General features: G+C 41.6%; 19 protein-coding genes. 13 read left to right on the top strand and 6 right to left on the bottom strand.

The window, feature by feature from the left end; translation table 11 throughout:
* Positions 1-624 (top strand): Uma2 family endonuclease, encoded by a 624-nt coding sequence (locus tag NSTC745_RS14370; RefSeq protein ID WP_445637738.1) that lies wholly within the window; start codon positions 1-3, stop codon positions 622-624.
* Positions 625-760: 136 nt separating this feature from the next.
* Here the strand turns inward: NSTC745_RS14370 and NSTC745_RS14365 are convergent, their stop codons facing one another.
* Positions 761-1150: a hypothetical protein gene (locus tag NSTC745_RS14365; protein ID WP_445637737.1), complete on the bottom strand. Its 390-nt coding sequence runs from the start codon at positions 1148-1150 to the stop codon at positions 761-763.
* 123 nt (positions 1151-1273) lie between these two features.
* Here NSTC745_RS14365 and NSTC745_RS14360 point away from each other — a divergent pair, with 123 nt between their 5' ends.
* Positions 1274-3127 (top strand): tetratricopeptide repeat protein, encoded by a 1854-nt coding sequence (locus tag NSTC745_RS14360; RefSeq protein WP_445637736.1) that lies wholly within the window; start codon positions 1274-1276, stop codon positions 3125-3127.
* Position 3128: 1 nt separating this feature from the next.
* Positions 3129-4376 (top strand): hypothetical protein, encoded by a 1248-nt coding sequence (locus NSTC745_RS14355; RefSeq protein ID WP_445637735.1) that lies wholly within the window; start codon positions 3129-3131, stop codon positions 4374-4376.
* Positions 4377-4410: 34 nt separating this feature from the next.
* On the opposite strand, the gene NSTC745_RS14350 is transcribed toward NSTC745_RS14355, so the two are convergent.
* Both NSTC745_RS14350 and NSTC745_RS14345 read right to left on the bottom strand, forming a co-directional pair.
* On the bottom strand, positions 4411-5451 hold the full coding sequence (locus NSTC745_RS14350) for a glycerate kinase (protein ID WP_445637734.1): 1041 nt from the start codon (positions 5449-5451) through the stop codon (positions 4411-4413).
* Between the two features lie 88 nt (positions 5452-5539).
* Entirely contained in the window at positions 5540-5872 is a 333-nt protein-coding gene (locus NSTC745_RS14345; protein WP_445637733.1) for a DUF565 domain-containing protein, read from the bottom strand.
* 567 nt (positions 5873-6439) lie between these two features.
* Here NSTC745_RS14345 and NSTC745_RS14340 point away from each other — a divergent pair.
* Positions 6440-7078, top strand: coding sequence for a hypothetical protein (locus NSTC745_RS14340; protein WP_445637732.1), 639 nt, complete (start codon positions 6440-6442; stop codon positions 7076-7078).
* A gap of 374 nt (positions 7079-7452) precedes the next feature.
* Positions 7453-9396 carry an ArnT family glycosyltransferase gene (locus NSTC745_RS14335; RefSeq protein WP_445637731.1) on the top strand — a complete coding sequence of 648 codons (1944 nt, stop codon included), beginning with the start codon at positions 7453-7455 and terminating at the stop codon, positions 9394-9396.
* Positions 9397-9476: 80 nt separating this feature from the next.
* Here NSTC745_RS14335 and NSTC745_RS14330 read toward each other — a convergent pair whose 3' ends face one another.
* On the bottom strand, positions 9477-12782 hold the full coding sequence (locus tag NSTC745_RS14330; RefSeq protein WP_445638606.1) for an ATP-binding protein: 3306 nt from the start codon (positions 12780-12782) through the stop codon (positions 9477-9479).
* Positions 12783-13440: 658 nt separating this feature from the next.
* On the opposite strand from NSTC745_RS14330, the gene NSTC745_RS14325 reads away from it, so the two are divergent.
* From NSTC745_RS14325 to NSTC745_RS14290, 8 genes are all read left to right on the top strand, one after another.
* On the top strand, positions 13441-14022 hold the full coding sequence (locus NSTC745_RS14325; protein ID WP_445637730.1) for a KaiA family protein: 582 nt from the start codon (positions 13441-13443) through the stop codon (positions 14020-14022).
* A 105-nt stretch (positions 14023-14127) separates the two neighbouring features.
* Entirely contained in the window at positions 14128-14442 is a 315-nt protein-coding gene (gene kaiB / locus NSTC745_RS14320; protein ID WP_073642657.1) for a circadian clock protein KaiB, read from the top strand.
* Positions 14443-14734: 292 nt separating this feature from the next.
* Entirely contained in the window at positions 14735-16297 is a 1563-nt protein-coding gene (gene kaiC / locus NSTC745_RS14315; RefSeq protein ID WP_445637729.1) for a circadian clock protein KaiC, read from the top strand.
* A 104-nt stretch (positions 16298-16401) separates the two neighbouring features.
* Entirely contained in the window at positions 16402-18681 is a 2280-nt protein-coding gene (locus NSTC745_RS14310; protein WP_445637728.1) for a TolC family protein, read from the top strand.
* A gap of 100 nt (positions 18682-18781) precedes the next feature.
* Positions 18782-19135 carry a hypothetical protein gene (locus NSTC745_RS14305; protein WP_445637727.1) on the top strand — a complete coding sequence of 118 codons (354 nt, stop codon included), beginning with the start codon at positions 18782-18784 and terminating at the stop codon, positions 19133-19135.
* A gap of 62 nt (positions 19136-19197) precedes the next feature.
* Positions 19198-19575 carry a hypothetical protein gene (locus NSTC745_RS14300; protein ID WP_445637726.1) on the top strand — a complete coding sequence of 126 codons (378 nt, stop codon included), beginning with the start codon at positions 19198-19200 and terminating at the stop codon, positions 19573-19575.
* A gap of 472 nt (positions 19576-20047) precedes the next feature.
* Entirely contained in the window at positions 20048-20554 is a 507-nt protein-coding gene (locus tag NSTC745_RS14295) for a hypothetical protein (protein WP_445637725.1), read from the top strand.
* Positions 20555-20671: 117 nt separating this feature from the next.
* On the top strand, positions 20672-21451 hold the full coding sequence (locus NSTC745_RS14290) for a photosystem II S4 domain protein (RefSeq protein ID WP_445637724.1): 780 nt from the start codon (positions 20672-20674) through the stop codon (positions 21449-21451).
* A 75-nt stretch (positions 21452-21526) separates the two neighbouring features.
* Here the strand turns inward: NSTC745_RS14290 and NSTC745_RS14285 are convergent, their stop codons facing one another.
* Together NSTC745_RS14285 and NSTC745_RS14280 are read right to left on the bottom strand one after the other, a co-directional pair.
* Positions 21527-22303 carry an SDR family NAD(P)-dependent oxidoreductase gene (locus NSTC745_RS14285; RefSeq protein WP_445637723.1) on the bottom strand — a complete coding sequence of 259 codons (777 nt, stop codon included), beginning with the start codon at positions 22301-22303 and terminating at the stop codon, positions 21527-21529.
* 113 nt (positions 22304-22416) lie between these two features.
* The gene (locus tag NSTC745_RS14280) at positions 22417-23016 is read right to left on the bottom strand and encodes a hypothetical protein (RefSeq protein ID WP_445637722.1); all 600 of its coding nucleotides are present in this window, start codon (positions 23014-23016) and stop codon (positions 22417-22419) included.
* Between the last annotated feature and the right edge of the window lie 181 nt (positions 23017-23197).

Below are 23197 nucleotides of genomic sequence, written 5' to 3'. Positions count from 1 at the left end.
ATGAGTCAAGCCATACCTAAACTAGTAAGCTTTGAAGATTTTGCAGCGTGGCGACCTGAAGGCGGAAGATATGAATTACATGATGGCGTAATTGTTGAAATGGCACAACCAACCGGCGACCATGAAGATGTTGTGGGTTTTATAGCACTAGAAATATCTGCTGATATCAAACGTCTCAATTTACCTTATACAATCCCTAAAACTGCGCTGATAAAACCTGCGAATTCGGTATCTGCGTACTCTCCAGATGTATTGATATTAAATCGTCTGAATTTAGTGAATGAGCCGCTATGGAAAAAAGAATCAACTGTATGTTATGCGGCATCAATTCCCTTGGTAGTTGAGGTAGTTAGTACTAATTGGGATGATGACTACTACACAAAACAAGGTAAATATGAGGTTATTGGAATTCCTGAATACTGGGTTGTAGATTATCTCGGTTTAGGTGCTAAAAAGTTTACTGGCAACCCCAAACAGCCTACCATGTCTATTTATCAATTAATCGATGGTGAATACCAAGTTACTCAATTTAGAGGTACGGATCGCATCGTCTCGCCTACTTTCCCAGAATTGAATTTAACGGCAGAACAGATTTTTCAAGCTGGAGGTTTCCCAAGTAGTTAAGGTGATTTCTGATGAAAAAAATATCTATGTTGACGAGTTTCGACTTCGCTCAACTCTCGACCACTGTGTTGGTTGAGCGAAGCCGAAACCAACGGCTATGGTAATTTTATTACTAGAATTCACTTAGCGAATTGCTTCATTCCGCTTCGCTCCATTCGCAATGACGTTGTGTAATTAATTCTGTCCGACTACTTATCAAAGATTCATTCACAAAGCTCTGAGGTTCATTGACGAAGCTCAGATATTCATCGCCAAACCTCAGATATTCAGCGACGAAGCTTTGAGGTTCATTCACGAGTATAAAAGACTCGTCGGCGAGTATCAAAGACTCATTCACGAGTATTAAAGACTCGTCGGCGAGTATCAAAGACTCGTCGGCGAGTATCAAAGACTCATTCACGAGTATCAAAGACTCGTCGGCGAGTATTAAAGACTCATTCACGAGTATCAAAGACTCGTCGGCGAGTATTAAAGACTCATTCACGAGTATTAAAGACTCGTCGGCGAGTATTAAAGACTCATTCACGAGTATCAAAGACTCGTCGGCGAGTATTAAAGACTCATTTGCGAGTATCTATTAAAGATTCATGCGGTTTTAAGCGATTTTCGTCTAACTCCTGATAAAATCTGAGAAACTTGTAGTACGATTATGCACAACCGTATATTCACTACTTTATTTTTAACTCTATCTTTAGCGACCATACCCCAGCTTGTAGTTGCTCAAAACAATATTGAACAGCTATTTCAACAAGGCAAGACTGCCCAAGAAGCGGGTAAATACTCACAATCAGAGGCAACATATCGCCAGATTATTCAAATTGAACCAAATAATGCCACTGCTTTCTATAAGTTGTGTGATGTTTTGGATGACCAGAACAAACTTGATGAAGCAATAACAGCTTGTGAAAAATCTCTTCAACTTAACTCACAAGATGCTAAAACTCATAACCTTCTTGGCTACATTTTTAGCAAACAAAAGAAATTAGATGCAGCAGTCACAGCCTACCAAAAAGCAATTCAACTCAATCCCAACTATGCCACTGCTTACAACAATCTCGGCGTTGCTCTTAGACAGCAGAAGAAATTAGATGCCGCAGTTACCGCCTACGAAAAAGCAATTCAACTCAATCCTAACAATGCTGATGCTTACAACAATCTTGGTAATACCTTCAGCGACCAAAAGAAATTAGATGCCGCAGTCACAGCCTACGAAAAAGCAATTCAACTCAATCCTAACAATGCTGATGCTTACAATAATCTCGGCGTTGCCCTCAGCGAGCAGAAGAAATTAGATGCCGCAGTTGCCGCCTTCCAAAAAGCAATTCAACTTCTCCCCGACTATGCCACTGCTTATTACAATCTCGGCGTTGCTCTCAGCGAGCAGAAAAAATTAGATGCCGCAGTTACCGCCTTCCAAAAAGCAATTCAACTTCTCCCCGACTATGCCAATGCTTACAACAATCTCGGCGTTGCTCTCTATAAGCAGAAAAAATTAGATGCCGCAGTTGCCGCCTTCCAAAAAGCAATTCAACTCAACCCCAAGGATGCTGATGCTTACTACAATCTCGGCAATGCCCTCAGAGAGCAGAAGAAATTAGATGCCGCAGTTGCCGCCTACGAAAAAGCAATTCAACTTAACCCCAACTTCGCTGGTTTTTACAACAATCTCGGCAATGCCCTCTATGAGCAGAAGAAATTAGATGCCGCAGTCGCCGCCTACCAAAAAGCAATTCAACTTCTCCCTAACTATGCCAATGCTTACAACAATCTCGGCAATGTCCTCAGCGAGCAGAAGAAATTAGATGCCGCAGTTGCCGCCTTCCAAAAAGCAATTCAACTTGTCCCCAACTATGCTGATGCTTACAACAATCTCGGCGTTGCCCTCAGACACCAGAAGAAATTAGATGCCGCAGTTGCCGCCTTCCAAAAAGCAATTCAACTCAACCCCAACTTAGCCGCTGCTTACAACAATCTCGGTGTTGCCCTCAGTAACCAGAAGAAATTAGATGCCGGAGTTGCCGGTTTCCAAAAAGCAATTCAACTTAACCCTAACGATGATAATTATCACTATCAATTAGATGATTTGTTATTGTCTAAAAATGGTTCGCGTTTCAGCTTTAGTTGGGATACTTACGTTCTCAGGCAAGCCAAAATACCAGCAAATAAACTCCGCGCTGTGGCATCTTATAACCTTGGTTCCCAGCCTGTCTATGTTCCAGTCATTCTAGGACAAAGTTCTGGTAAGTATGAATTTGCTTTTTATTCTGAGAGTCGAGTAAAGTTTATTAGCTTTAAAATCCTTTCTCCAGGTAAAGAAACGATATACGAGACAAAGCAGCCTAACCCGAAAAAAGGTGAAACTATTTTTAGCTGGGATGGACGCAACGCCCCAGCAGGACGCTATCAACTGCGCTACGTTGCTAATATTGAACGCAGAAATGAACCTAGCGATCGCATTTCACGACAAATTATATTTGAACATAACCCAAATTGGTTGAAATAACATGGCATCCCGGCAAAAAGCCAAACCAAAATTTCCCGACTTCATCAAGATTCGCCAATGGTTGAATTTTCTGAAAACATATCTAATTGCTGGGTTTTTAACTATCATTTCAGCACTAAAACGCTTGCTACGAATTATTGCAAAACATCAAAATTTATTTTTGGTGCTGCTGTTAATTTTATTTTTTACTTTCCTCACCTTTGCCGCTATTGTACCTGGCACTCATACATTTGAAGGTAATATCATTGCTGAAAAAATCAGTTTTATCTATAAGGGAGAAGAAAACAAACTTTTTCTGCAAGATATTGGTGATATCAAAGAATTGGAAAATCAAGGTAAACAAACCCTGACTTTTACAGGAAAATTTCAAAGTGAAATTTTGCCGGAATTGAATAAGTTAGACTATTTAAAAATCAAACTTAAAGACGATAATAGTAGATGGATTATTACTCCTATTAATACTCAAGATACGAGTGAAATCAGCCTTCATGAACTACGGCTACAACCAAATACGCAAGTAACTGGACTCAGTTACGATTTTTATCGCAACCAACTGGCTTTTTCTCTGCGACCGAACTACAATTCAAACCAAAAAATCAAGCCAAATACACTAGATATAAATTTAGGTAACCAATCTATCAAAGTTCTAGTAGAAGGTTACGAATTAGCAGATTTAAAATTAGCAAAGCAATTGGATAACGAAACACCATTAGAATTTATATTAACTCCAAATAATAAAGTTAATTTAGAGTTAACGCAAAATGCCAGTATTAATATTACTGTAGGTAAAATTACTAAATATGCATCAAAACAATGGTTTAGAGGAAAGATAAAAGCTGAAAATCTGCAATTTTTAGATGTAGATAGAACTGGTAAAGATGTCAGAGACGATTTAAAAGTTTCTACTATTGTAGAAGGTAAAATCCGCATGGCAGAACAAGAGAAAGAGATTAAAGAAAATCAGTTTCTTATGGGAGAAGATGCTAAGACTCCTCTAAATATTCAAGAAATACGGCATCTAGGAATTGTGGCGGAAAAGGGAATAGAAGCCCGGTTTTCTGGGAAAACTAAGGAGATTCAAATTGGTTTAGATCCTGATTTTCCGGTTTCGAGAATCAGCGGTAGTTGGTTAGATGGTGTTTTACCTCGTGATGCGATTATTGCGCTGTTCTCTTTTGGGGCTGCTACGGTTGCTAATCTTTTATCTTGGTTGTTTAGTAATGGTTCTAATTCAGGAGCAAAACCGTAGGAGTTAGACGCGATGAATCGCGTCTCTACAAGAATTAGGAATTACGAATTACTTTACCAATACTGCGATCGCTATTAATCTCAATTACTAAATCAACCACTGTTGCATTTTTTACTAACCGATTGATGAATAATTCCGGGTGAAGCGATCGCCAAAAATAATTGACAAATTGCTCTATCTCTGCATCGCTCATCCCCGATTTACCCGCAGCAATCATCTGGTGTTCGGCGTGTTTTCGCCACTCCAAAGAACAGCGATAATCACTGGGATACAACACAATTAAGCTGTCTAATCGCTCCCACAGTGGGAGATAATCGTGGAGGCGAAGATTCATATCGCGGGCAAATGCTTTATCTTCGTCTGTAACAATTGGTGGTGGTGCAGTATCAAATAATTCTGGGTTGATTGGTCGCGCACCCACAAACCAACCTTCAAATAGTAAGATATCTATATTTGTAGCGATTTCTGGATTAGTGCGATCGCCAGCACCCCCATACGCAGATTTATCAAACCGGGGAATCATGACTGGGCTTTGAAACTCGCGGATTTCATCTAGTACATTTAAACCTAAATCTACATCGTGGGTTCCTGGGGGGCCGCGCCAAATCAAGCGGGAATCTTGTTGTGTTAAGAGTAAGCGATCGCTGTAAGTTTTATATAAGTCATCCAAAGACAAACTCACACTCCGGTATCCCAACTGATTGAGAATCAAGCCCAGAACTTTGCACATCGTGGTTTTCCCAGTCCCTTGTCCTCCCAAAATGCCCTGAATCAAAGGCCGTCCCAACTCTTGACGCTGCGACGCGAGTTTGATTCCCAAAGGCAACCACAAGTCCCACAAAACTTGTAACATCTCCTTGGATTCTCTTTGCAGGGTAGTTTGGCAGAACTCGTTAAAAGCTGGCAACACAGATTTTAGTAAATGCGATCGCTTTTCAATTACCTCATCAACATTTTCCGCCGTAATCCCAAAAGCCTTTGCCCTTAACCCATCCGCCAGCAATGCTTCCCTTACTTCCTCCTGCCAGCTTCCAGTAACTTCTAAAACCAAAATTTCACCCACCCAAAAACTCATAATTTCCCCCCCTGCTCCTCTCTCTGCCCCTCTGCTCCCCTGCCCCTCGGTCACTGAGCGTAGCCGAAGTGCTGCTCCCTACCTCTCTTCACGATCCCAACTTAAAGGCCTCAAGAAACAAGCTGTAGGTGAAGCCAACTTTCAGGAGATTTAATGAGTCTACCAAGAGCGATCGCCTAGTGAAAAAAGGCTGGCGGTAAAATATTCTGCTAGTAATTTCCGTCAATACTACTAAAAAACCAGCTACTACAATATCTAATTCTGCCCGTTGACCGGCTGTGGTGGAAGCTGCGTTTCCGAGAAAAAAACCGAACAAAAAACTAATTATCAGCAACGACATTCGCCGCCAAGGATTTAGAAACCATTGCCCCAACTGTCTAACAATGGCATCGAACAAGTTATTAAGACGTGTGTTTTGCATTAAAGGGACTTTTGGGAAAAAGTCAACATCCCTTGAAATATATCAATATTTAAATCAAATAAATTGGTTTTAGCATCAGCTTATTTGTTAATATTATAGGTATCCACTGGCCTTTCAGTGTCTATTCAAATTTTTCGTAAATTTTATCATCTTGAGGGAAGTACATAGCTTCTTAAAGGGCTATATTTCCACATTCAAGATCGAATATACTACCTAGATTTATCTCAGGTTTGGCAATGAACGCTTTGTTGACACCGCTAGCGGTTTCACAAAATTTCTGTTGTTTCATACAAATCGATTTCCTGATTAAGTATCTAATTTTCATTTTTTATGGAAGCTTACGGACAAAAACTAAGTAGTCGGTCTCTACACCCCTTGTTATTCAAACACCAAAGGAATTTTTTCCTTGAAATGTTTGTCACTTGAAATGATATTTATCATACATTCCTCACTATAATTTGAGGTAAATTTATATCAGGCTACTTAGTGCGATCGCCTTTTATGATAAAGGGCTACTATTTGGTTAAGCCTAGACAAAATATTTATTTCTAATAACTATTAATCAATATGAAATCTTCTGTGTATCGTAACCTCAGTGTTACAGCTTGTTGCTTGGGACTGCTTGTTGCTTTGGTAGGATGCTTGGGAGTCAGCGTATCCTTTGAGTCCACGAACCCAGATACATCTTCGGAAGTACCGCCTAATACTTCTGAGTGGGGCACAGCTTCATCTACAGCGATTTCACCAGAAAAGAATATCTTACATAATAACCTACCGACTGTAGCAATAAACACAAATAATAAAGTGCAAAATAGCACTAAAGAGAATACTTATCCTGTCTTGGCAAACCGCGATAAATCAGCTACCAAAGCCAAGGATCGGGGAACTTTGCGGATGAGCAATCAAACCGATCAGCCCGTGCGACTAGCCCTACTGGCGCGAGAGTCTGTAGCAAAAGGCTCTGGTGCTAAAGAGGTTAAATACGATGTCCCCGCACATTGGGATTTTGCTCCTCAAGAAGGTGGCGACAAGGGACTGGTTTTATCTCTACCTCAGAATAATTTGAAGGTGGAAAAGGGAGATATTTTAGTTGCCTTTGCACAAGATGGCTCCCGCCGTTACTGGGGCCCCTATGTTGTTGGAGAAACTCAACTACCCAAGTGGAATTCCCAAACTAAAGAATGGCAACTAGTACTGAGTCCCTAATTTGCTGAATGGGCATGGGGAAAGAGGCAGAGGGGGCAAGCAGGGAGTGTCGGAGGTGTGGGAGGATGGGGAAGAAATCTTTCCCCCCACACTCCCCACACTCCCCCATCCCCCCTTTCTCCCTACGCTCCCCACACTCCCCACACTCCCCAGACTTCCTTGTCTCCTCTGCTCCCCACACTCCCCCATCCCCCCTCTCTCCCTACGCTCCCCACACTCCTCATTTCCCCGATCGCCTTGGTGTCTCTTCAAACTTACTCTTAAGCACGTATAATTAATTTTGCTCAATCATTTATTCAGCACTTGTTTTTTTCAACAAGAACAAAATATAAATAACCAACGACTATTGATTAGTAATTGTTGACTATTGACTAATGAAAATGAAATTGAGTGTTAAGAACACTGTCGATCAGTGGTTCAACAAAATGGGAAAAAATTCAACGCTTGGGATAACCGCGTCGATTTTGTGGTTGATGATGATTGGCTGGATAGCTTTTGGGTGGAATTTGGGCAATATTGGCTTGATTGATGAGACAGAGCCACTGTTTGCCGAAGCTTCCCGCCAGATGTTCATTACAGGTGATTGGATTACCCCATTTTTTAATGGTGACACTCGTTTCGATAAACCTGCTTTAATTTACTGGTGTCAAGCGATCGCCTATGCAATTATTGGAGTGAATGAATGGGCTGTACGCCTTCCTTCTGCGATCGCTGCATTTGGCTTAATCTGTTTAGCTTTTTACACTGTGCAGTGGTATTTGGCTAAACAAGACGAATTCGAGCAAGTTTCACGTCCTACTCGCCGCTATTTAATATCCTTTTTGGCAGCAGCCCTCATGGCGCTCAATGGCGAAACCATAATTTGGGCGAGAACTGGCGTCTCTGATATGTTGCTTACCGGCTGCATGGCATCAGCTTTATTATGTTTCTTCCTGGGATATGCGAAGGGGGGGAGGAAGAGAGCAGGGGAAGCAGGGGAAGCAGGGGAAGCAGGGGAAGCAGGGGGAGAAAGAATAACTAATGTGCCATTCCCCAATAATTGGTATTTAGCTTGTTATGTGTTAATTGCTGCTGCGATTTTAACTAAAGGCCCTGTGGGAATAGTCTTACCAGGGCTGATTGTTATAGCCTTTTTGCTTTATGTGGGCAAGCTGCGAGAAGTATTTCGGGAAATGCGCTTGTTATTGGGCATACTGATAATTCTTGGGTTATCAGTACCCTGGTATGCCTTAGTGATTTGGCGTAATGGCTGGAATTATATTAATGCCTTTTTTGGTTATCACAATATAGAACGCTTTACAGAAGTAGTTAATGGTCACTCAGCACCTTGGTATTTTTACTTTTTAATAGTGTTGCTGGGCTTTGCACCATATTCAGTGTATTTACCTATAGCCTTATTCAGACTGAAATTTTGGCAGCGATCGCACTGGCTCTCTCAACAACGTTTTCAGCAATTGAGTTTATTTGCCGGGTTCTGGTTTGTTGGCGTCTTTGGTTTTTTTAGCATTGCTGTCACCAAACTTCCCAGCTACGTATTACCTCTAATGCCAGCAGCAGCTATCCTAGTAGCGCTATTGTGGAGCGACTTTTTTGTAAATACACAAAAATCAGAAACGGAGACAAAGGGACACGCACAGACGGAGAAATTACTCCCTGCGTCAGAGTGTCAGAGCGTCCCCGCTTCCTTCTTCCTCTGGAGCGGCTGGGTGAATGTAGCGTTTTTATCAGTTCTGGCAACCGCACTGTTTAACATCACCAATATATTAGGTAGCGATCCAGCTATAACCAACTTCCACGAACTAATTAAACAATCTGGTTTACCAGTTATTGGCGGCGGAATTTGGCTCGTTTGTGCTGTTTTGGTTGCGGGATTACTACTGAGGCGTCGCTGGAATTCTATAATCAGTGTAAATGTAGTAGGATTTGTAGCGTTTTTAATTTTTGTCCTGACGCCTGCTTCATTTTTTATCGATCGCGAACGTCAATTACCCTTAAGAGAGTTGTCTGCAACTATACAGGAAGTCAGGCAACCAAATGAAGAATTGGTCATGCTTGGCTTTAAAAAGCCGAGCGTAGTATTTTATAGTCAAACTCACGTAAATTATTTCAGATTTCCCCAAGAAGCTTTAGAACATCTTCAAAACCAGACAGCCAAGGGTCTAAAACCACCTTCGTTACTGCTGTTGGCCGAACAGAAAAAATTTCTGCAAATGGACTTACAACCAGATGACTACAAAAATTTATCCACCAAAGGCGCTTATAATTTAATTCGCATTCCTTTCTTGAAAAAGAAAAACGAAAAATTAGACATATCGTAAAACTGTCATTAGTCCTTTGTCCTTAGTCATTTGTTCTTTGCCAATGACCAATGACCAATGACCAATGACCAATGACCCGATCAACATTTTTCATTTTGACTGTTGATAGCTAAAGTTTGATTAATTTGGCTTAACAAATCTTCCATTGAGATCGATCGCGGTAATATCCGAGTAGCGATCGCGCTGACAATAGTTTCTACTGATTCCAATCCATTCTTCTTTTGTTTATCGATTTCGCTGTCAGTAACCCCAGGCAGAGAAACACTTTCTGAGCGATTCAATGGTTGGTTGAGTACTACAATTGGTGGTAACTCTAAAGGCGAATCTCCCAATGTTTTCAATGCTTTGAGTACATCTTTATGGATAGCTGATTTTCCTAAGCAAATTAATAACAAATCAACGCTTTGATGGCGAATTTGTTGTAAAACTTCCGCCCAACACGGACTCATCGCCGCTTTGAAGCCTGCTGTTTGTAGGTATTGAATTAAAGCTTGGAACCACTCAGACCCCCGTTCCGGTGTTTCACTTGTGATGGAGGAATTCCTTTGTGTACGATAACCTTTGGCTTGCTTGCGTCTTACCTGTGGTAAGTCACGCAACATAGCCAAATCCACTACTAAAATGTTGGGAGGGCAGCAAATACCAGAAGCAATTTGCAGTACTGATACTAGGGCATCTGTTTTCTCGGTGGGAGTGCTGCTGTCTTTTCCTAATGGTGTTAAGTAAGGAAATACAGATAATCCTGGTATTTGTGAGGCTTTTAGGGTAGTTGCGACATCGCAAGTAACTAACGGTATGGCCGCCAAACGTGGGTGTTGAATTAGTTTTTGCAAATAATTTTGTGCAGTAGTAGTTTCGACATCGAGCAAAATCACATCAAATTGCCACACCCGCGCCAAGAGTTCTGCTTGATCTAAATCATCAACTTCAATCACCCGATGTTCTCGCAGTAAGGAGTGGGGATTGGCCGATTCAAACTCAGGATTCACCAACCTAAGAATTCGCAGTGGCGTATTGGCTGGGATGGCGTTATTGTCTGACCCCAACGGCAAAGCGGCTTGCGAAGTACATAATTTTTCTAGGAGTGGTGCCAAGACCTGATATTCTACTGGCAAGCTTAAAAAGCCATCGGCTCGGTTGGCAAATGCTTGTTCTTTTTCTGCTGCCGTTGCCGTCAGAATTACGGTTATATGACGAGTTGCAGTGTCAGATTTCAGTAAAGTCAGCACATCCCAGCCTGAGAGCAAGGGGAGCAAGGGATTGAGAAATATCGCTATTGGTTGCAATCGCCGAGCTTTTTCTACTGCTTCTGTCCCCGATCGCGCAATCACTACGCGATATCCTAAACTTTTGAGTTGTTCGGTCAAATCTTCAATATATCGGGCTACTGCTTCCACAACTAAGACCAACCGTTGGGAACTAGCAGCATGATATTGTGGGGACGTAGCGATATGCTGACGAGCTGCTGTAAGAATTTCTGGAGTTTGTTGGTCTAGTTTTTCTGTGTCTTCTGTGGTTTCCAGATCTGGCTCTGAAAAACCTGCCTTGGGCGGACTCGGCGGTAGCAGCAGTGTGAACTGGCTACCTTTACCTTCACGAGATAAAAAGCTGACATCTCCTCCGTGGAGACGAGCCAAGGCACGAGTTAATACCAACCCCAAACCCGTGCCTTCAAACTGGCGGGTGAGGGGATTTTCTAGTTGTTGGAATTTTTGAAATATTAAATGTTGCTGGTGTTCGGGAATACCAATGCCTGTATCCCAAACTGTAAAAGCAATCCATCCTTCCCAACGACTCACCCGCAGCCCAATTTCCCCTGAGACTTCAGTGAATTTAAAGGCGTTGGAAAGTAGATGAATTAGCATTTGGCGCAGGCGTAATTCATCGGCAACAATTTGGTCTAGTCCTGGTTCAATGGAAAGGCTGAATTGGGGAGCAGATGAACGGGCATTTGGATTTGCAGGTGTAGCTGTGGCTTTGCTGCTTTGAGTGTGAATGCCTTTGGCCTCCGATAAAGCGCGATCGCACACTGCCCGAATTTTGACTGGGGCTGGTGTGAGTTCCATTTGTCCCGTCTCCATCCTGGTCAAATCTAAAATGTCATTGACCACACTCATCAGATGGCGCCCGCTTTGATGAATCAGCCCTGCATAACGCGCTTGGCGTTCGTTGAGTTCTCCCAACTGCCGATCTACTAGCAATCTGGATAATCCCAAAACAGCAGTTAGGGGAGTTTTCAGTTCGTGACTAATACAAGCTAAAAACTCATCTTTCAAGCGATTTAGTTGAATTAAATCGGCATTTTTCGCTGCGAGTTCTTTGCAAAGCTGCTGCTGTTCGGTGACATCAGTCGCTAAAACTAACCACAAATCAGTGTTGAGTGCCATTTCAGATTCAGCACTCATAACCTTCAACTCTGGACTATCTAATGGAATTTTGGCGAATTGCCAGATTCGTTCCTGGCCGTTTTGCACTTCGACAACGCAAGTACAAGTACCTAGTTGGCTATCCAAAAAGCAGCGACTCGATGTCGTTTCTGTGGTTGTCTCTTGTTCCCTGAGGTTATTAAGAGTAGGCAAACATGATTGGGGCATTGGTTCGCTTTTGATCGACACCCGTGGCGTTGATTGTTCTTCGTCACCATTGGGATGAACCTTGATCCCTCGTTGCTTGATGTATTCTGGTTTTTTGGCTCGGACGGGGGCTAGTATTGCCTCCACCTGTTGTCTGACTCCTTCTGGATCTTTTAAAACTCCTAATTGCTGCCACCAAGCTGGATTTTTGGCTACTACCTCGCCAGTACCCGTTTCCAACATCAAAGGCCAAGGCAATGTTTCCAACAACTTCACCAGCGGTTTCTGTGCCAATGGCTGGGGTTGATTTGGCGTCTGGGCTGGGGAGTGAGCCGGCAGGGCATCATATTTATGGGGATGTTCGCCATAACTGAGTGAGCCAGCCATTTTTTCTTTAGCGAGCGATCGCAACAGCCGTGGCGTATCCACCAGTCCCAAATATTTGCCATCACTATCAACCAACGCCCAATCCAAATTCTGCTGTTTTTGGGCTTGTTGTTGGGAGAAACGCCAACTCAATTGCTCTACACGCTCAGAAACTGGTATTGTCTGTATTGGGTCAATGAGAGCTTGCCCCCAGATGGAAAGTGATTGCTGTAAATTTAAATTTTTATCGTCACTATGGCCTAATAATTGTTGGATTAAACGGACAGAGTACAGCAATCCGATGGGGTATTGCTGTTGATTAACTACTACCAAGCGATCGCACTGCTCTTTCTCAAAAATCTCCAGCACCACCGCCAGAGTAGTTGTTTGGGGGCAGCTAGGTACGATTGCTTGAAAGTTATAAAGCGGATAATCTAGCATTGACATAAGGCTTTGGGGGTCATTCTTCCTGCGGAAACCTCCGGCATTCCCATCTGCCAACTGCCGATGTTCTTTGCGCCTGAAGCCATATCCTCTCAGAAGACTCATATAAGCAATTTTGGTTACGATTTCAACGCCATTAAAACAATAGGACTTGACTTACGGACACTTGCTGGCATCTAACCTTTATAAAGAGAGGCAACCTTTCTTTTTGCCGTTCCTCATTTCTAGCAAATAGCCTAACCAGTGTCTCACTGGTATTTAAACTCCTCATCGAAAGCCACGGCTAAAACAATTATGGCTCCAAAGATTCGCTTTAGAACCTTGAGGAATTATAATGATTTAGAATGCGACATTCCTTTAAGTTCGTTTAAGTATCTTATCAAGGAGAAAAATAAAAAAGTCTATCTATCTGTATACATAGATATGCATATACAAACAAATAATAAATCGCCGATACATAATTCATCTAAGACCTACTCAGTGCTACTACTCAGTCGCTGCACCAGGTTGTTGAGTTGCTAGAACTATCTGTTGACACAGAGCGTTTTTTGGGGTGGAACCACAAGCTTACTGCACACCCAGTATTACCTTAGAAGCGTTTGCCATACTTATCAGCCCACGCTTCTTGGTCAAGCCGATCGAGGAGATAGATAGACAATAAATGTTATTACCTATATTGATTTTGCAACGCAATGTTAATAAATATTTAAAAAATCCAGCTAATTTAACCAACCAAAATGGTGTAATTGCTTGGATACATAACTTTATTTTCGACCTGATTGGGCAATTTTGTTATCTACCTGTTGGTGTAACTACCTCTGGAACAATAAAATATTCACTAAATTGGTTGCAGCGCCATTCCAGCCAAGCAGATAATGGTAAGCATTTCTACGTCTTTGCTAGTCACTCGCAAAAAAGACAACAGGTTTTTCAGCAGATGACTCTAGGAGAACGTCAAGAATTATTAAACCATCTGAGATCGGATTATAGTCAAATTCTTATAGATTACTTTACCACAGATCAAACCCTCAAAGAAAAAATTGACAAATTTATCAACACTATATTTTATGCTAATATTCCTGTGCCCCAAATTATCGAAATTCACATGGAAGTAATAGATGAATTTTCCAAACAGCTAAAATTAGAAGGCAGGAGCGATGAAACGTTACTGGATTACCGTCTGACGTTGATAGATATCCTGGCTCATTTATGCGAAGTATATAGATCTTCGATTTCTAAATAAATTAATTTTATCGATGTTCAAATCGGCACAATCTCCGGCTGTTAATTACTCCAAATGCGTGTTTGCATCTTGTATTTTTCTTATGATAATTAGCCTGTAACTCCTATGAATAAAGCAAGAAAGACCTATGTTCTCAAGCTTTATGTAGCAGGGAACACTCCTAATTCAGTACGGGCATTAAAAACACTCAAAAATATTTTAGAACAGGAGTTTGAAGGTGTTTATGCTTTAAAAGTAATCGATGTACTCAAAAGCCCGCAACTAGCCGAAGAAGATAAAATATTGGCGACGCCAACATTATCTAAAATTTTGCCCCCACCGGTTCGCAAAATTATCGGCGATCTTTCAGACAGAGAAAGAGTATTAATTGGATTAGATTTACTTTATGAAGAATTAAGTGAAGAAGATTTTACAGAATAAAATACTTAATCATAAACAGGAGCCAGAATTCACCAATTCCGAATCCTCTATCTATAAAAGGATAGAGTTTTAATAAGAAATAAATTTTAAATTTTTTCGATCGCAAGGGGCAAGGTTTTAAACCAATATTCAGACGCTCATGGAGGCGGTTGAGTTGGGCGATCGCCAAGTTATACTGAAATTCATACTGAATTGGTGAATTCTGAGTCCTGAATTATTCTTCAGAGAAAATTGCATTCAAACTGTTTGTTAGTAATAAAAAGAGGGTTTTATACCCATTTGTTATCAACCAATGAGTCAAAACGAGCAAATAGAACCAAAGAAACCGCCGTTAATTGTAGGTGTAGAAAAAATTCGCACGATGATCGAGGGGTTTGACGATATTAGTCATGGAGGATTACCTATTGGTAGAACTACCTTGATTAGCGGCACCTCAGGTACGGGAAAAACTTTATTATCTCTTCAGTTTTTGTATAACGGTATTACTTACTTTGACGAACCAGGAGTATTTGTTACCTTTGAAGAATCGCCCAGTGATATTATTAAAAACGCTCATGTTTTTGGATGGAATTTGCCACGCCTAATAGAAGAAGGCAAGTTATTTATTCTCGATGCATCTCCCGATCCAGAAGGTCAAGATATCGTTGGGAACTTTGACCTTTCTGCATTAATTGAACGCTTGCAATATGCCATTCGCAAATATAAAGCTAAACGAGTTTCCATAGACTCAATCACAGCAGTATTTCAGCAGTATGAAGCAATGGGAGTAGTGCGCCGCGAAATTTTTCGTCTGGTAGCACGCCTCAAACAACTGAGCGTCACCACTGTTATTACCACCGAACGCAGCGAAGAATACGGCCCCGTTGCGTCTTTTGGAGTCGAAGAATTTGTTTCCGATAATGTTGTAATTGTTCGCAACGTTTTAGAAGGCGAACGCCGCCGTCGCACAGCTGAAATTCTCAAATTGCGCGGTACAACTCACATGAAAGGCGAGTATCCCTTCACAATTACCAACGAAGGAGTCAACATCTTTCCACTGGGCGCAATGCGCTTGACTCAACGTTCTTCTAATGTCAGAGTATCCTCTGGCGTCAAAACCTTAGATCAAATGTGCGGTGGTGGTTTCTTCAAAGATTCAATCATCTTAGCCACAGGAGCCACAGGTACAGGCAAAACTCTATTAGTAAGTAAGTTTATTCAAGATGGCTGTCTCAATGGAGAACAGGCGATTTTATTTGCTTATGAAGAATCACGCGCCCAACTATCTCGCAACGCTTCCTCTTGGGGAATTGATTTTGAGGAATTAGAACATCAAGGCTTGCTCAAAATAATTTGTACCTATCCCGAATCAACTGGCTTAGAAGACCACTTACAAATTATTAAATCGGAAATCGCGATTTTTAAACCAGCTCGTATAGCAATTGATTCACTTTCAGCACTAGCTAGAGGAGTGAGTAATAATGCATTTCGACAGTTTGTAATTGGTGTTACTGGTTACGCCAAACAAGAAGAAATCACGGGTTTCTTTACTAACACAACCGACCAATTTATGGGATCGCATTCAATTACAGACTCTCATATTTCTACAATTACCGATACAATTTTGATGCTACAGTACGTAGAAATTCGCGGAGAAATGTCGCGGGCAATTAACGTATTTAAAATGAGAGGGTCTTGGCACGACAAGGGCATCCGCGAGTATAATATCACTGCCGACGGGCCAGAAATTAAAGATTCATTCCGGAACTACGAACGGATTGTTAGTGGTGCTCCTACTCGCGTTAGTATCGATGAAAAAGCGGAACTTTCTCGCATTGTCAAACGTTTTGAAGATAAACAGAGTTCCGAATCCTAAATTTAGTATCGTAGTATATTCATTCCTAAATTTAGTATCGTGCTATATTCTGTGGTGAAGAAAGGTTTTCTGCCGCTAGATTGATTTTCGTGTGAGGGGATGCGGTGAAAGGACAGCAATTATTCCATAGCTTCTTGCCTGGTGTGACAGCAGCGGTCTTAACAACTCAGCCTGCGTGGGCTGATACTGTGAAAGTAAGTGGGGTACAGCTGGCATCTTCTTCAAGTGTTTCGACCTCTACCTATGGTCAAACCTTGGTTGTAGATTTCATGAATACGCAATTGCCTAAAACAGCAAATGTTAGTATTCCAACCCTATTACCCGATCCTGGTTTTACTAAGTTGAGTGTGAAGCCTTTAATTAATAAGAGTATTCCAGTTTTTCTGGCTGGAAATACTAATGTGTCAATAGAACAAGTAGCTCAAAAAGATAAAGGTATTTTGAATTTAACGCCTACCTCTGGTTCTTCCCAACAGCCAGATATCAAGCGTTCTGCCGAAAGCAATCAAACAAAGAGCAATTCAAGTCCCTATTGGCAAAAATTAAAGAAGATAGTAGTTCCTGACTACACTTCTAAACCCGCGTCTGCCCAAACAGAAATTTTGTCCTTGTCTGCTTCACAGCAGCCAGTGGTTCAAAAGATAAATACCGTTACTAATTTGCAGACATTTTTACAAACTTCACCCACAGGTGTAGGAGCAGCAAAACTGTTGTCAGCCGAGAGGTGTCCGCAGCAGGAGTTAAGAAAAAGTAAAACTGATTTGGCTCCTTTGCTGGTGACCTCAAACACTTGCCTACAACAAAATTCTGTTGAAAAACGTGTAGCTCAAAGTAATACCACACCTCCCACAGATTCAACGCCGACTCTGACTGTACCAGGAAGCGTGACTCCTGCACCAGCTGGTTCGACGCTGACTCCCACTGTGCCAGGAAGTGTAACTCCTGCACCAGCTGGTTCGACACCAACTCCCACTGTGCCAGGAACCGTAACTCCTGCACCAGCTGGTTCGACACCAACTCCCACTGTGCCAGGAACCGTAACTCCTGTTCCTTCAGGTGCGGTGGAAATTCCTGAGAAGCTGATTCAAAATGCAAATCCCTTGCAATTTCCTACCAAAACCGAGGAAGTGAGACTCCAGGAAAATCAGCCCATTACCTTGGGACAGGCTCTAGAATTAGCACGGCGTAACAATCGGGATTTACAAGTGGCGTTATTGGAGCTAGAACGCAGTCGATATGCCCTAAAAGAGGCGGAAGCTACTTTATTGCCGACTCTGGGGGTAAATGCGGATCTGACTCGCAGTCAATCTTCTAGTAGCCAGCTTCAAAATAGATTAAGCCCAAACAGCTCTAATGATGAACCAAGTACAAGTTTCTCTGGGCAAGCACAACTTTCTTATGACGTATATACTTCTGGGTTAAATAAAGCCCGGAGAAACGCAGCTAGGGAACAGGTACGCTTCAATGAGTTGGCTGTAGAAACTCAGTCCGAGGAAATTCGCTTGAATGTGACGACTGACTACTACAATTTACAACAATCGGACGAACAAGTACGTATTGCCTTGTCGGCTGTGCAGAACTCAGAGGCTAGTTTGCGGGATGCAGAAGCTTTAGAGCGAGCTGGTGTTGGTACGCGGTTTGATGTGCTTCGTTCTCAGGTGAATTTAGCAAACGCCCAGCAAGATTTAACTAATGCTAGATCTCAGCAAGCAATTGCTCGTCGTCAGTTGGCGACTCGGATCAGTTTGCCCCAGGCGATAAATATCAGTGCCGCCGACCCCGTACAATTAGCTGGTCTTTGGGATCTGACGTTAGAAGAAAGTATCGTGCGAGCTTTTCAAAACCGTCCAGAACTCCAACAACAGTTGGCACAACGTAATATTAACGAGCAACAGCGTCGGCAAGCCCTTGCAGAACTCGGCCCTCAAATTAGTTTGGTAGCCAGCTATGACTTGCTAGATCAGTTTGATGATAGCGTTAGTGTTACAGATGGTTATTCATTTGGAGTTCGAGCAACCCTAAATTTGTTTGATGGCGGAGCAGCAAGAGCGAGGGCATCTCAGCAAAGAGTTAATATTGCGATCGCTGAAACTCAATTTGCCGAACAGCGTAACCAAATTCGCTTTCAAGTAGAACAAGCCTTTTCTAACCAGCAATCTAATTTGGAGAATGTTCAAACCGCTAATACCGCTTTAGAACAAGCCAGAGAAGCTCTACGTTTAGCGCGTTTGCGATTCCAAGCTGGTGTAGGTACTCAAACTGATGTGATTAACTCTGAAAACGACTTAACAAGAGCTGAAGGTAATCGAGTCACAGCAATCTTAGATTACAACCGTGCTTTAGCTCAACTGCAAAGGTCTGTTACCCTCAGAGGACTACGGTAGTTACCCAAAACTCAACCGCATCATAGAATTGAGTAGCTTTCTCATGAAAAGCCCCTAAAAGCCTCATTTTTTCAGTAATTAGACTGTGAAATGAGGCTTTTTGCCAAAAATTGGGCATGGAGCATGGGGCATTGGGGACTTGTTCATTTTCTTCAAAGGCTCATTAATGGAGTTCAGAGGTTCATTAATGAAGTTCAAAGGTTCATTAATGAAGTTCAAAGGCTCATTAATGAAGTTCAGAGGTTCATTAATGAAGTTCAAAGGCTCATTAATGGAGTTCAGAGGTTCATTAATGGAGTTCAGAGGCTCATTAATGGAGTTCAGAGGCTCATTAATGGAGTTCAGAGGTTCATTAATGGAGTTCAGAGGTTCATTAATGGAGTTCACAAACTCAATCCCAATGCCCAATGCCCAATGCCCAATGCTCAATTTTCATGTGAAGTGTCAAAATTGAACTAACATAACTGAGTGTTCGTAGTTTACCGCCGTAGGCATCGCTCGCCTTGTCAAAGACTCATGACTAAAGTAACATCGAAAGAAATTGCACAGTTTCGCTCTCAATTGGCTGACGATCCCAGCGATATGGAAGCGCTGGACTTGATTGAAGACTGTGACGGAGATTTAGAGGATGCAGCGATGACGCTAGCTATCCGCGCAGGACAAGAACCAGAAAGAGCAAATTCCGAATGGTTAGATGCTTTGGCTAGAAAATGGCGTGCGGTCATTTGCGAACAAGAATATCGGGAAGATTTGCTCAATAGTTCGCTTGGGAAGATGATGGAACATCTCAAAACAACGCCAACGTTTCCGAAGATTTTGGCAACGCCGGTTTTAATTTATGTCCTCAAGCAAGGTGTAAACAATTTTTGTGAGCCACTGGATTCTTTAAAATAAAAGGGATTGGGGATTGGGGAGTGGGGATTGGGCAATCAGCGTAAAAATTATGTAGGGGTTTAAGCATTGCTCATTGGTGTCAACTTAAGCTCAAACACTTATCCCACAGGCATTTTACCCCACCCCCAACCCCTCCCCTTGCTAAGGGGAGGGGCGGTTTTGGCTTTAGACAAAACCGGGGTGGGGGTGACGCGGATCTTGATGCTAAGTCAGAGTACTGAATATCACATCTTTACAAGGGTTTGACGTTAAGTTGACACGTATGAAGCATTGCTAAACCCCTACGATAAGATGTGGCTTTGCTTTTATACTTTTGTATTTCATCTCAATACGTAAGTATGACTAAATTCTGACTCCTGAATTCTGAATTCTGAATTCTGAATTCTGACTTGTGACTTCTGACTCCTACCCACAGTACTGATACGCTGTTAATTAAGGCAAAACTTTTATTAGATTAAGTATTGTAGAATCAATGAATTACCTTGTTGCCGTATTACCAGACCGCATTCAAGCTGAAGCTGCTTACTTAGCTTTAGAAAAAGAAGGCATAAACAGTACTATCCTGGGGAAGGGGTATAAAACTGCTGACGAGTTTGGCTTAATTGACCCCAAAGACCAAGCCAAAAAGCAAGCACGGCTTATGGCAACCTGGCTGATACCATTCGGCTTTTTTGCAGGCTTTACTTTCAGCCTAATTACTGGTTTGCAAACTTTTGCCTGGGCGGGGGAAGTTGGCAATCACATCGTTGGGGGACTGCTGGGTGCTGCTAGTGGTGCTATGGGTGGTGTGTTTGTCGGTGGCGGAGTTGGTTTACTCGTAGGTAGTGGTGATGCTTTACCCTATCGTAATCGTTTGGATGCGGGTAAATACTTAATTGCAGTTCAAGGTTCTGAAACTTTAACTCGTCAGGCAACCAAGATATTACGTCAATTTGAACCAGAAAATATTCAGGGTTATGGGGACACAAATAGCCTGTAGCAAATGAATCACAGTCTACACATTACGACACAAAGATAAGAATTCAGAATTCTGAATCCAGAATCCAGAATTCTGAATTTAGACTAATGACCAATGACTAATTCATAATTTTTCAGAATGTTGCCACGAGAAGAACTTTTAAAGGGTGTTGAAAATCGAGATAGTGTAGCTCGTGTAATTGACCAAGCAGAGCAAGCTATTAAAACTTGGGAAGTAGTTGGGACGGATTTTTTATCTCCTCCAGAGTTGGCGGAAATTCAACGAGTATTTAGCCGATTAACAGAGGTGCAATTAGTTGTATGGGGTGGATATCCGCAAGCTGAACGCCAAAGAATAGCGATCGCTCGTTCTGAACTTCCCTTAGATTCATCTCAAGTCAGCCTTGTTGCACTAGAAATTGCTGGCAATTTCTTATTTGATACCGCCACTCACCGCGACTTTTTAGGCGCAATGCTAGGGACGGGAATTGTGCGCGAAAAGACGGGAGATATTATTGTTTTGGGAGAAAGAGGGGCCCAGGCGATCGTTGCACCAGAGTTGGTGGAATTTTTGGAAATGAATCTCAAACAGGTGCGATCGGTTCCTGTGAAAACTCAACGAATTGAGATTAGTGAATTAAAGGTACGAGAACCGAAGAAAAAAGAATTAACTACTGTGGAAGCGTCTTTGCGATTGGACGCGATCGCCTCTGCTGGTTTTGGTATGTCCCGCAGTAAAATGGTCGATCTAATCGACTCCGGTGATGTGCGCGTCAATTGGAAGGAAGTAACTCAAGCTAGTTCTCAAGTTAAATCAGGCGATTTAATCGCCATTCGTTCTAAAGGACGTTTAGAAGTTGGAGAAATTGCTGTTACTAAAAAAGACCGTTACCGTGTCCAACTAACTCGGTATATGTGATTTTTGGTTAAAAGGTAATTGGAAGATCCCTATAATTCAAATTAGGGAATTTTAAAAAAGACGTCCAAAATAGTATTAAGTTTTGAATCTTTTTGCCAAAATGTTCAGCAGAACTTTTCGCGGTACTAATCGAGCTAATGTACTTCTAATTTGAGTGGCAACATCACCAATAATAACCGTAGGCTGCCACTCTTCCAAAGCTTTCAGAGATTCGCGGACTACTTCTTCAGAAGAATAGACTTTTTCTGTGCTTCCTGCTAAAGCTGGAGGAAAATTAGCTTCTGCAAAAAAGTTTGTTTCGATTGGGCCTGGACAGGTAACTAAAACACGAACGCCATATTGACGATTTTCTGCCCAGAGTGCTTCACTAAAGCTAAGAATAAAAGCTTTACTAGCAGCATAAACAGAAAGATATGGTATTGGTTGAAATCCGGTAATTGAGGATACGTTAATAATACTTCCAGAACGACGTTGCCGCATGATTGGTAGAAATTTATGGGTTAAATCTACCAATGCCAAAATGTTTAATTGTACGATTTTAACTTGTCTTTCCCCATCTGATTCGGCAAAGTCCCCATAACAACCAAAACCGGCATTGTTGATTAATAAATCAATCGTTAACCCCTTTGTTTTTGTGGCATCAAATACACCAGCAGCGGCATTAGCTTCTGTAAGGTCTTTAGCTATAACGTCTACTTGAACTTTATATTTTTCTTTTAATTCTTTAGCTAATTGGTTTAGTTTATCTTCAGAGCGAGCAACAAGTACAAGATTTTGCTTGCGTGCAGCTAATTCCTGGGCGAAAGCTTTACCAATACCACTAGAGGCACCAGTAATTAAAGCAGTTGACATTCTAAATATTCAGATTAGTTTTTAGCATCTTTTAGATATTATCCATAAAGGATATAAATTTTAACTATCCAAAGTTATATACCTAAAAGAATAAAACTAACATCCAGTAATAACTACCATTGTTCAGCCCAATAGATAATTTCTGAGGCAGAACTATTAATTGCAACACCATAGCTATCTCCATGATTCCATTTGAAACCGGAGTTACCTCTGTCTGTTGCATCTAATACTAATATTTCATATGCATTTGGAAAAGTTTCCCCAGAAGAATCATTGGTGTAGAAAAAAGTTGTCGGCACACCGTTAGGTTGATTTATATGGTTGTTTGTGTCGCCACCTCTATATTTATGTTTTGCATTATTTCTATATTGTGCAAGTAGTTTTTTTATTTTTTCTGGGGACTGTTTCAATCTAATTTGAAAAAAACTACCTCCTTGTAGAAATCCAGGAGAGTAAGCAATGCGGATATCTTTAGCATCTGTGGGAATCTGATTCGGAAAATGTTTTAGCTGGCTGGAGTCAGACCATAATTGATTGCGAATTTCTGTGTAGCGTGTTGTATCAGTTATTATTTCAGGTTCGCTAGTATTGCTAAAAGCTTTTCTGAGGAAAAAGCTTCCTCCGACAATACCAAGGCTGCCAAGGGAAAATAGAACGATCGCGGCAACTTGGATAATATGCGTAGGTATAGCCCGTCGTAGACATCGCTTCATCGAGTTGGGTGTGTCTAATTTTCACAGTTATATACCCAACTAGTAAACTATATTCGTACTATTGCGGATATCACATTAGAGATATTAACAGAAACTTTGCGTACTTAGGGAAAAATTGAACTTTTTGTAAAATTATTATGAAGATGAGCAATACTTACTTAGTCAAATACCGCAGGTTGTT

Source organism: Nostoc sp. DSM 114161 (genome assembly GCF_052692665.1).
The sequence above is the reverse complement of the archived record's forward strand: the minus strand, read 5'-3'. Positions and strand labels throughout refer to the sequence as shown.

Bases quoted from the DNA above. Each gene is read 5' to 3' on its own strand.
- NSTC745_RS14335 (WP_445637731.1), top strand. From the start codon at position 7,453: ATGAAAATGAAATTGAGTGTTAAGAACACTGTCGATCAGTGGTTCAAC.
- NSTC745_RS14325 (WP_445637730.1), top strand. From the start codon at position 13,441: ATGTTATTACCTATATTGATTTTGCAACGCAATGTTAATAAATATTTA.
- NSTC745_RS14370 (WP_445637738.1), top strand. From the start codon at position 1: ATGAGTCAAGCCATACCTAAACTAGTAAGCTTTGAAGATTTTGCAGCG.
- NSTC745_RS14300 (WP_445637726.1), top strand. From the start codon at position 19,198: ATGACTAAAGTAACATCGAAAGAAATTGCACAGTTTCGCTCTCAATTG.
- NSTC745_RS14285 (WP_445637723.1), bottom strand. From the start codon at position 22,303: ATGTCAACTGCTTTAATTACTGGTGCCTCTAGTGGTATTGGTAAAGCT.
- NSTC745_RS14345 (WP_445637733.1), bottom strand. From the start codon at position 5,872: ATGCAAAACACACGTCTTAATAACTTGTTCGATGCCATTGTTAGACAG.
- NSTC745_RS14295 (WP_445637725.1), top strand. From the start codon at position 20,048: ATGAATTACCTTGTTGCCGTATTACCAGACCGCATTCAAGCTGAAGCT.
- NSTC745_RS14360 (WP_445637736.1), top strand. From the start codon at position 1,274: ATGCACAACCGTATATTCACTACTTTATTTTTAACTCTATCTTTAGCG.
- NSTC745_RS14350 (WP_445637734.1), bottom strand. From the start codon at position 5,451: ATGAGTTTTTGGGTGGGTGAAATTTTGGTTTTAGAAGTTACTGGAAGC.
- NSTC745_RS14280 (WP_445637722.1), bottom strand. From the start codon at position 23,016: ATGAAGCGATGTCTACGACGGGCTATACCTACGCATATTATCCAAGTT.
- NSTC745_RS14340 (WP_445637732.1), top strand. From the start codon at position 6,440: ATGAAATCTTCTGTGTATCGTAACCTCAGTGTTACAGCTTGTTGCTTG.
- NSTC745_RS14330 (WP_445638606.1), bottom strand. From the start codon at position 12,782: ATGTCAATGCTAGATTATCCGCTTTATAACTTTCAAGCAATCGTACCT.
- NSTC745_RS14355 (WP_445637735.1), top strand. From the start codon at position 3,129: ATGGCATCCCGGCAAAAAGCCAAACCAAAATTTCCCGACTTCATCAAG.
- kaiC (WP_445637729.1), top strand. From the start codon at position 14,735: ATGAGTCAAAACGAGCAAATAGAACCAAAGAAACCGCCGTTAATTGTA.
- NSTC745_RS14290 (WP_445637724.1), top strand. From the start codon at position 20,672: ATGTTGCCACGAGAAGAACTTTTAAAGGGTGTTGAAAATCGAGATAGT.
- kaiB (WP_073642657.1), top strand. From the start codon at position 14,128: ATGAATAAAGCAAGAAAGACCTATGTTCTCAAGCTTTATGTAGCAGGG.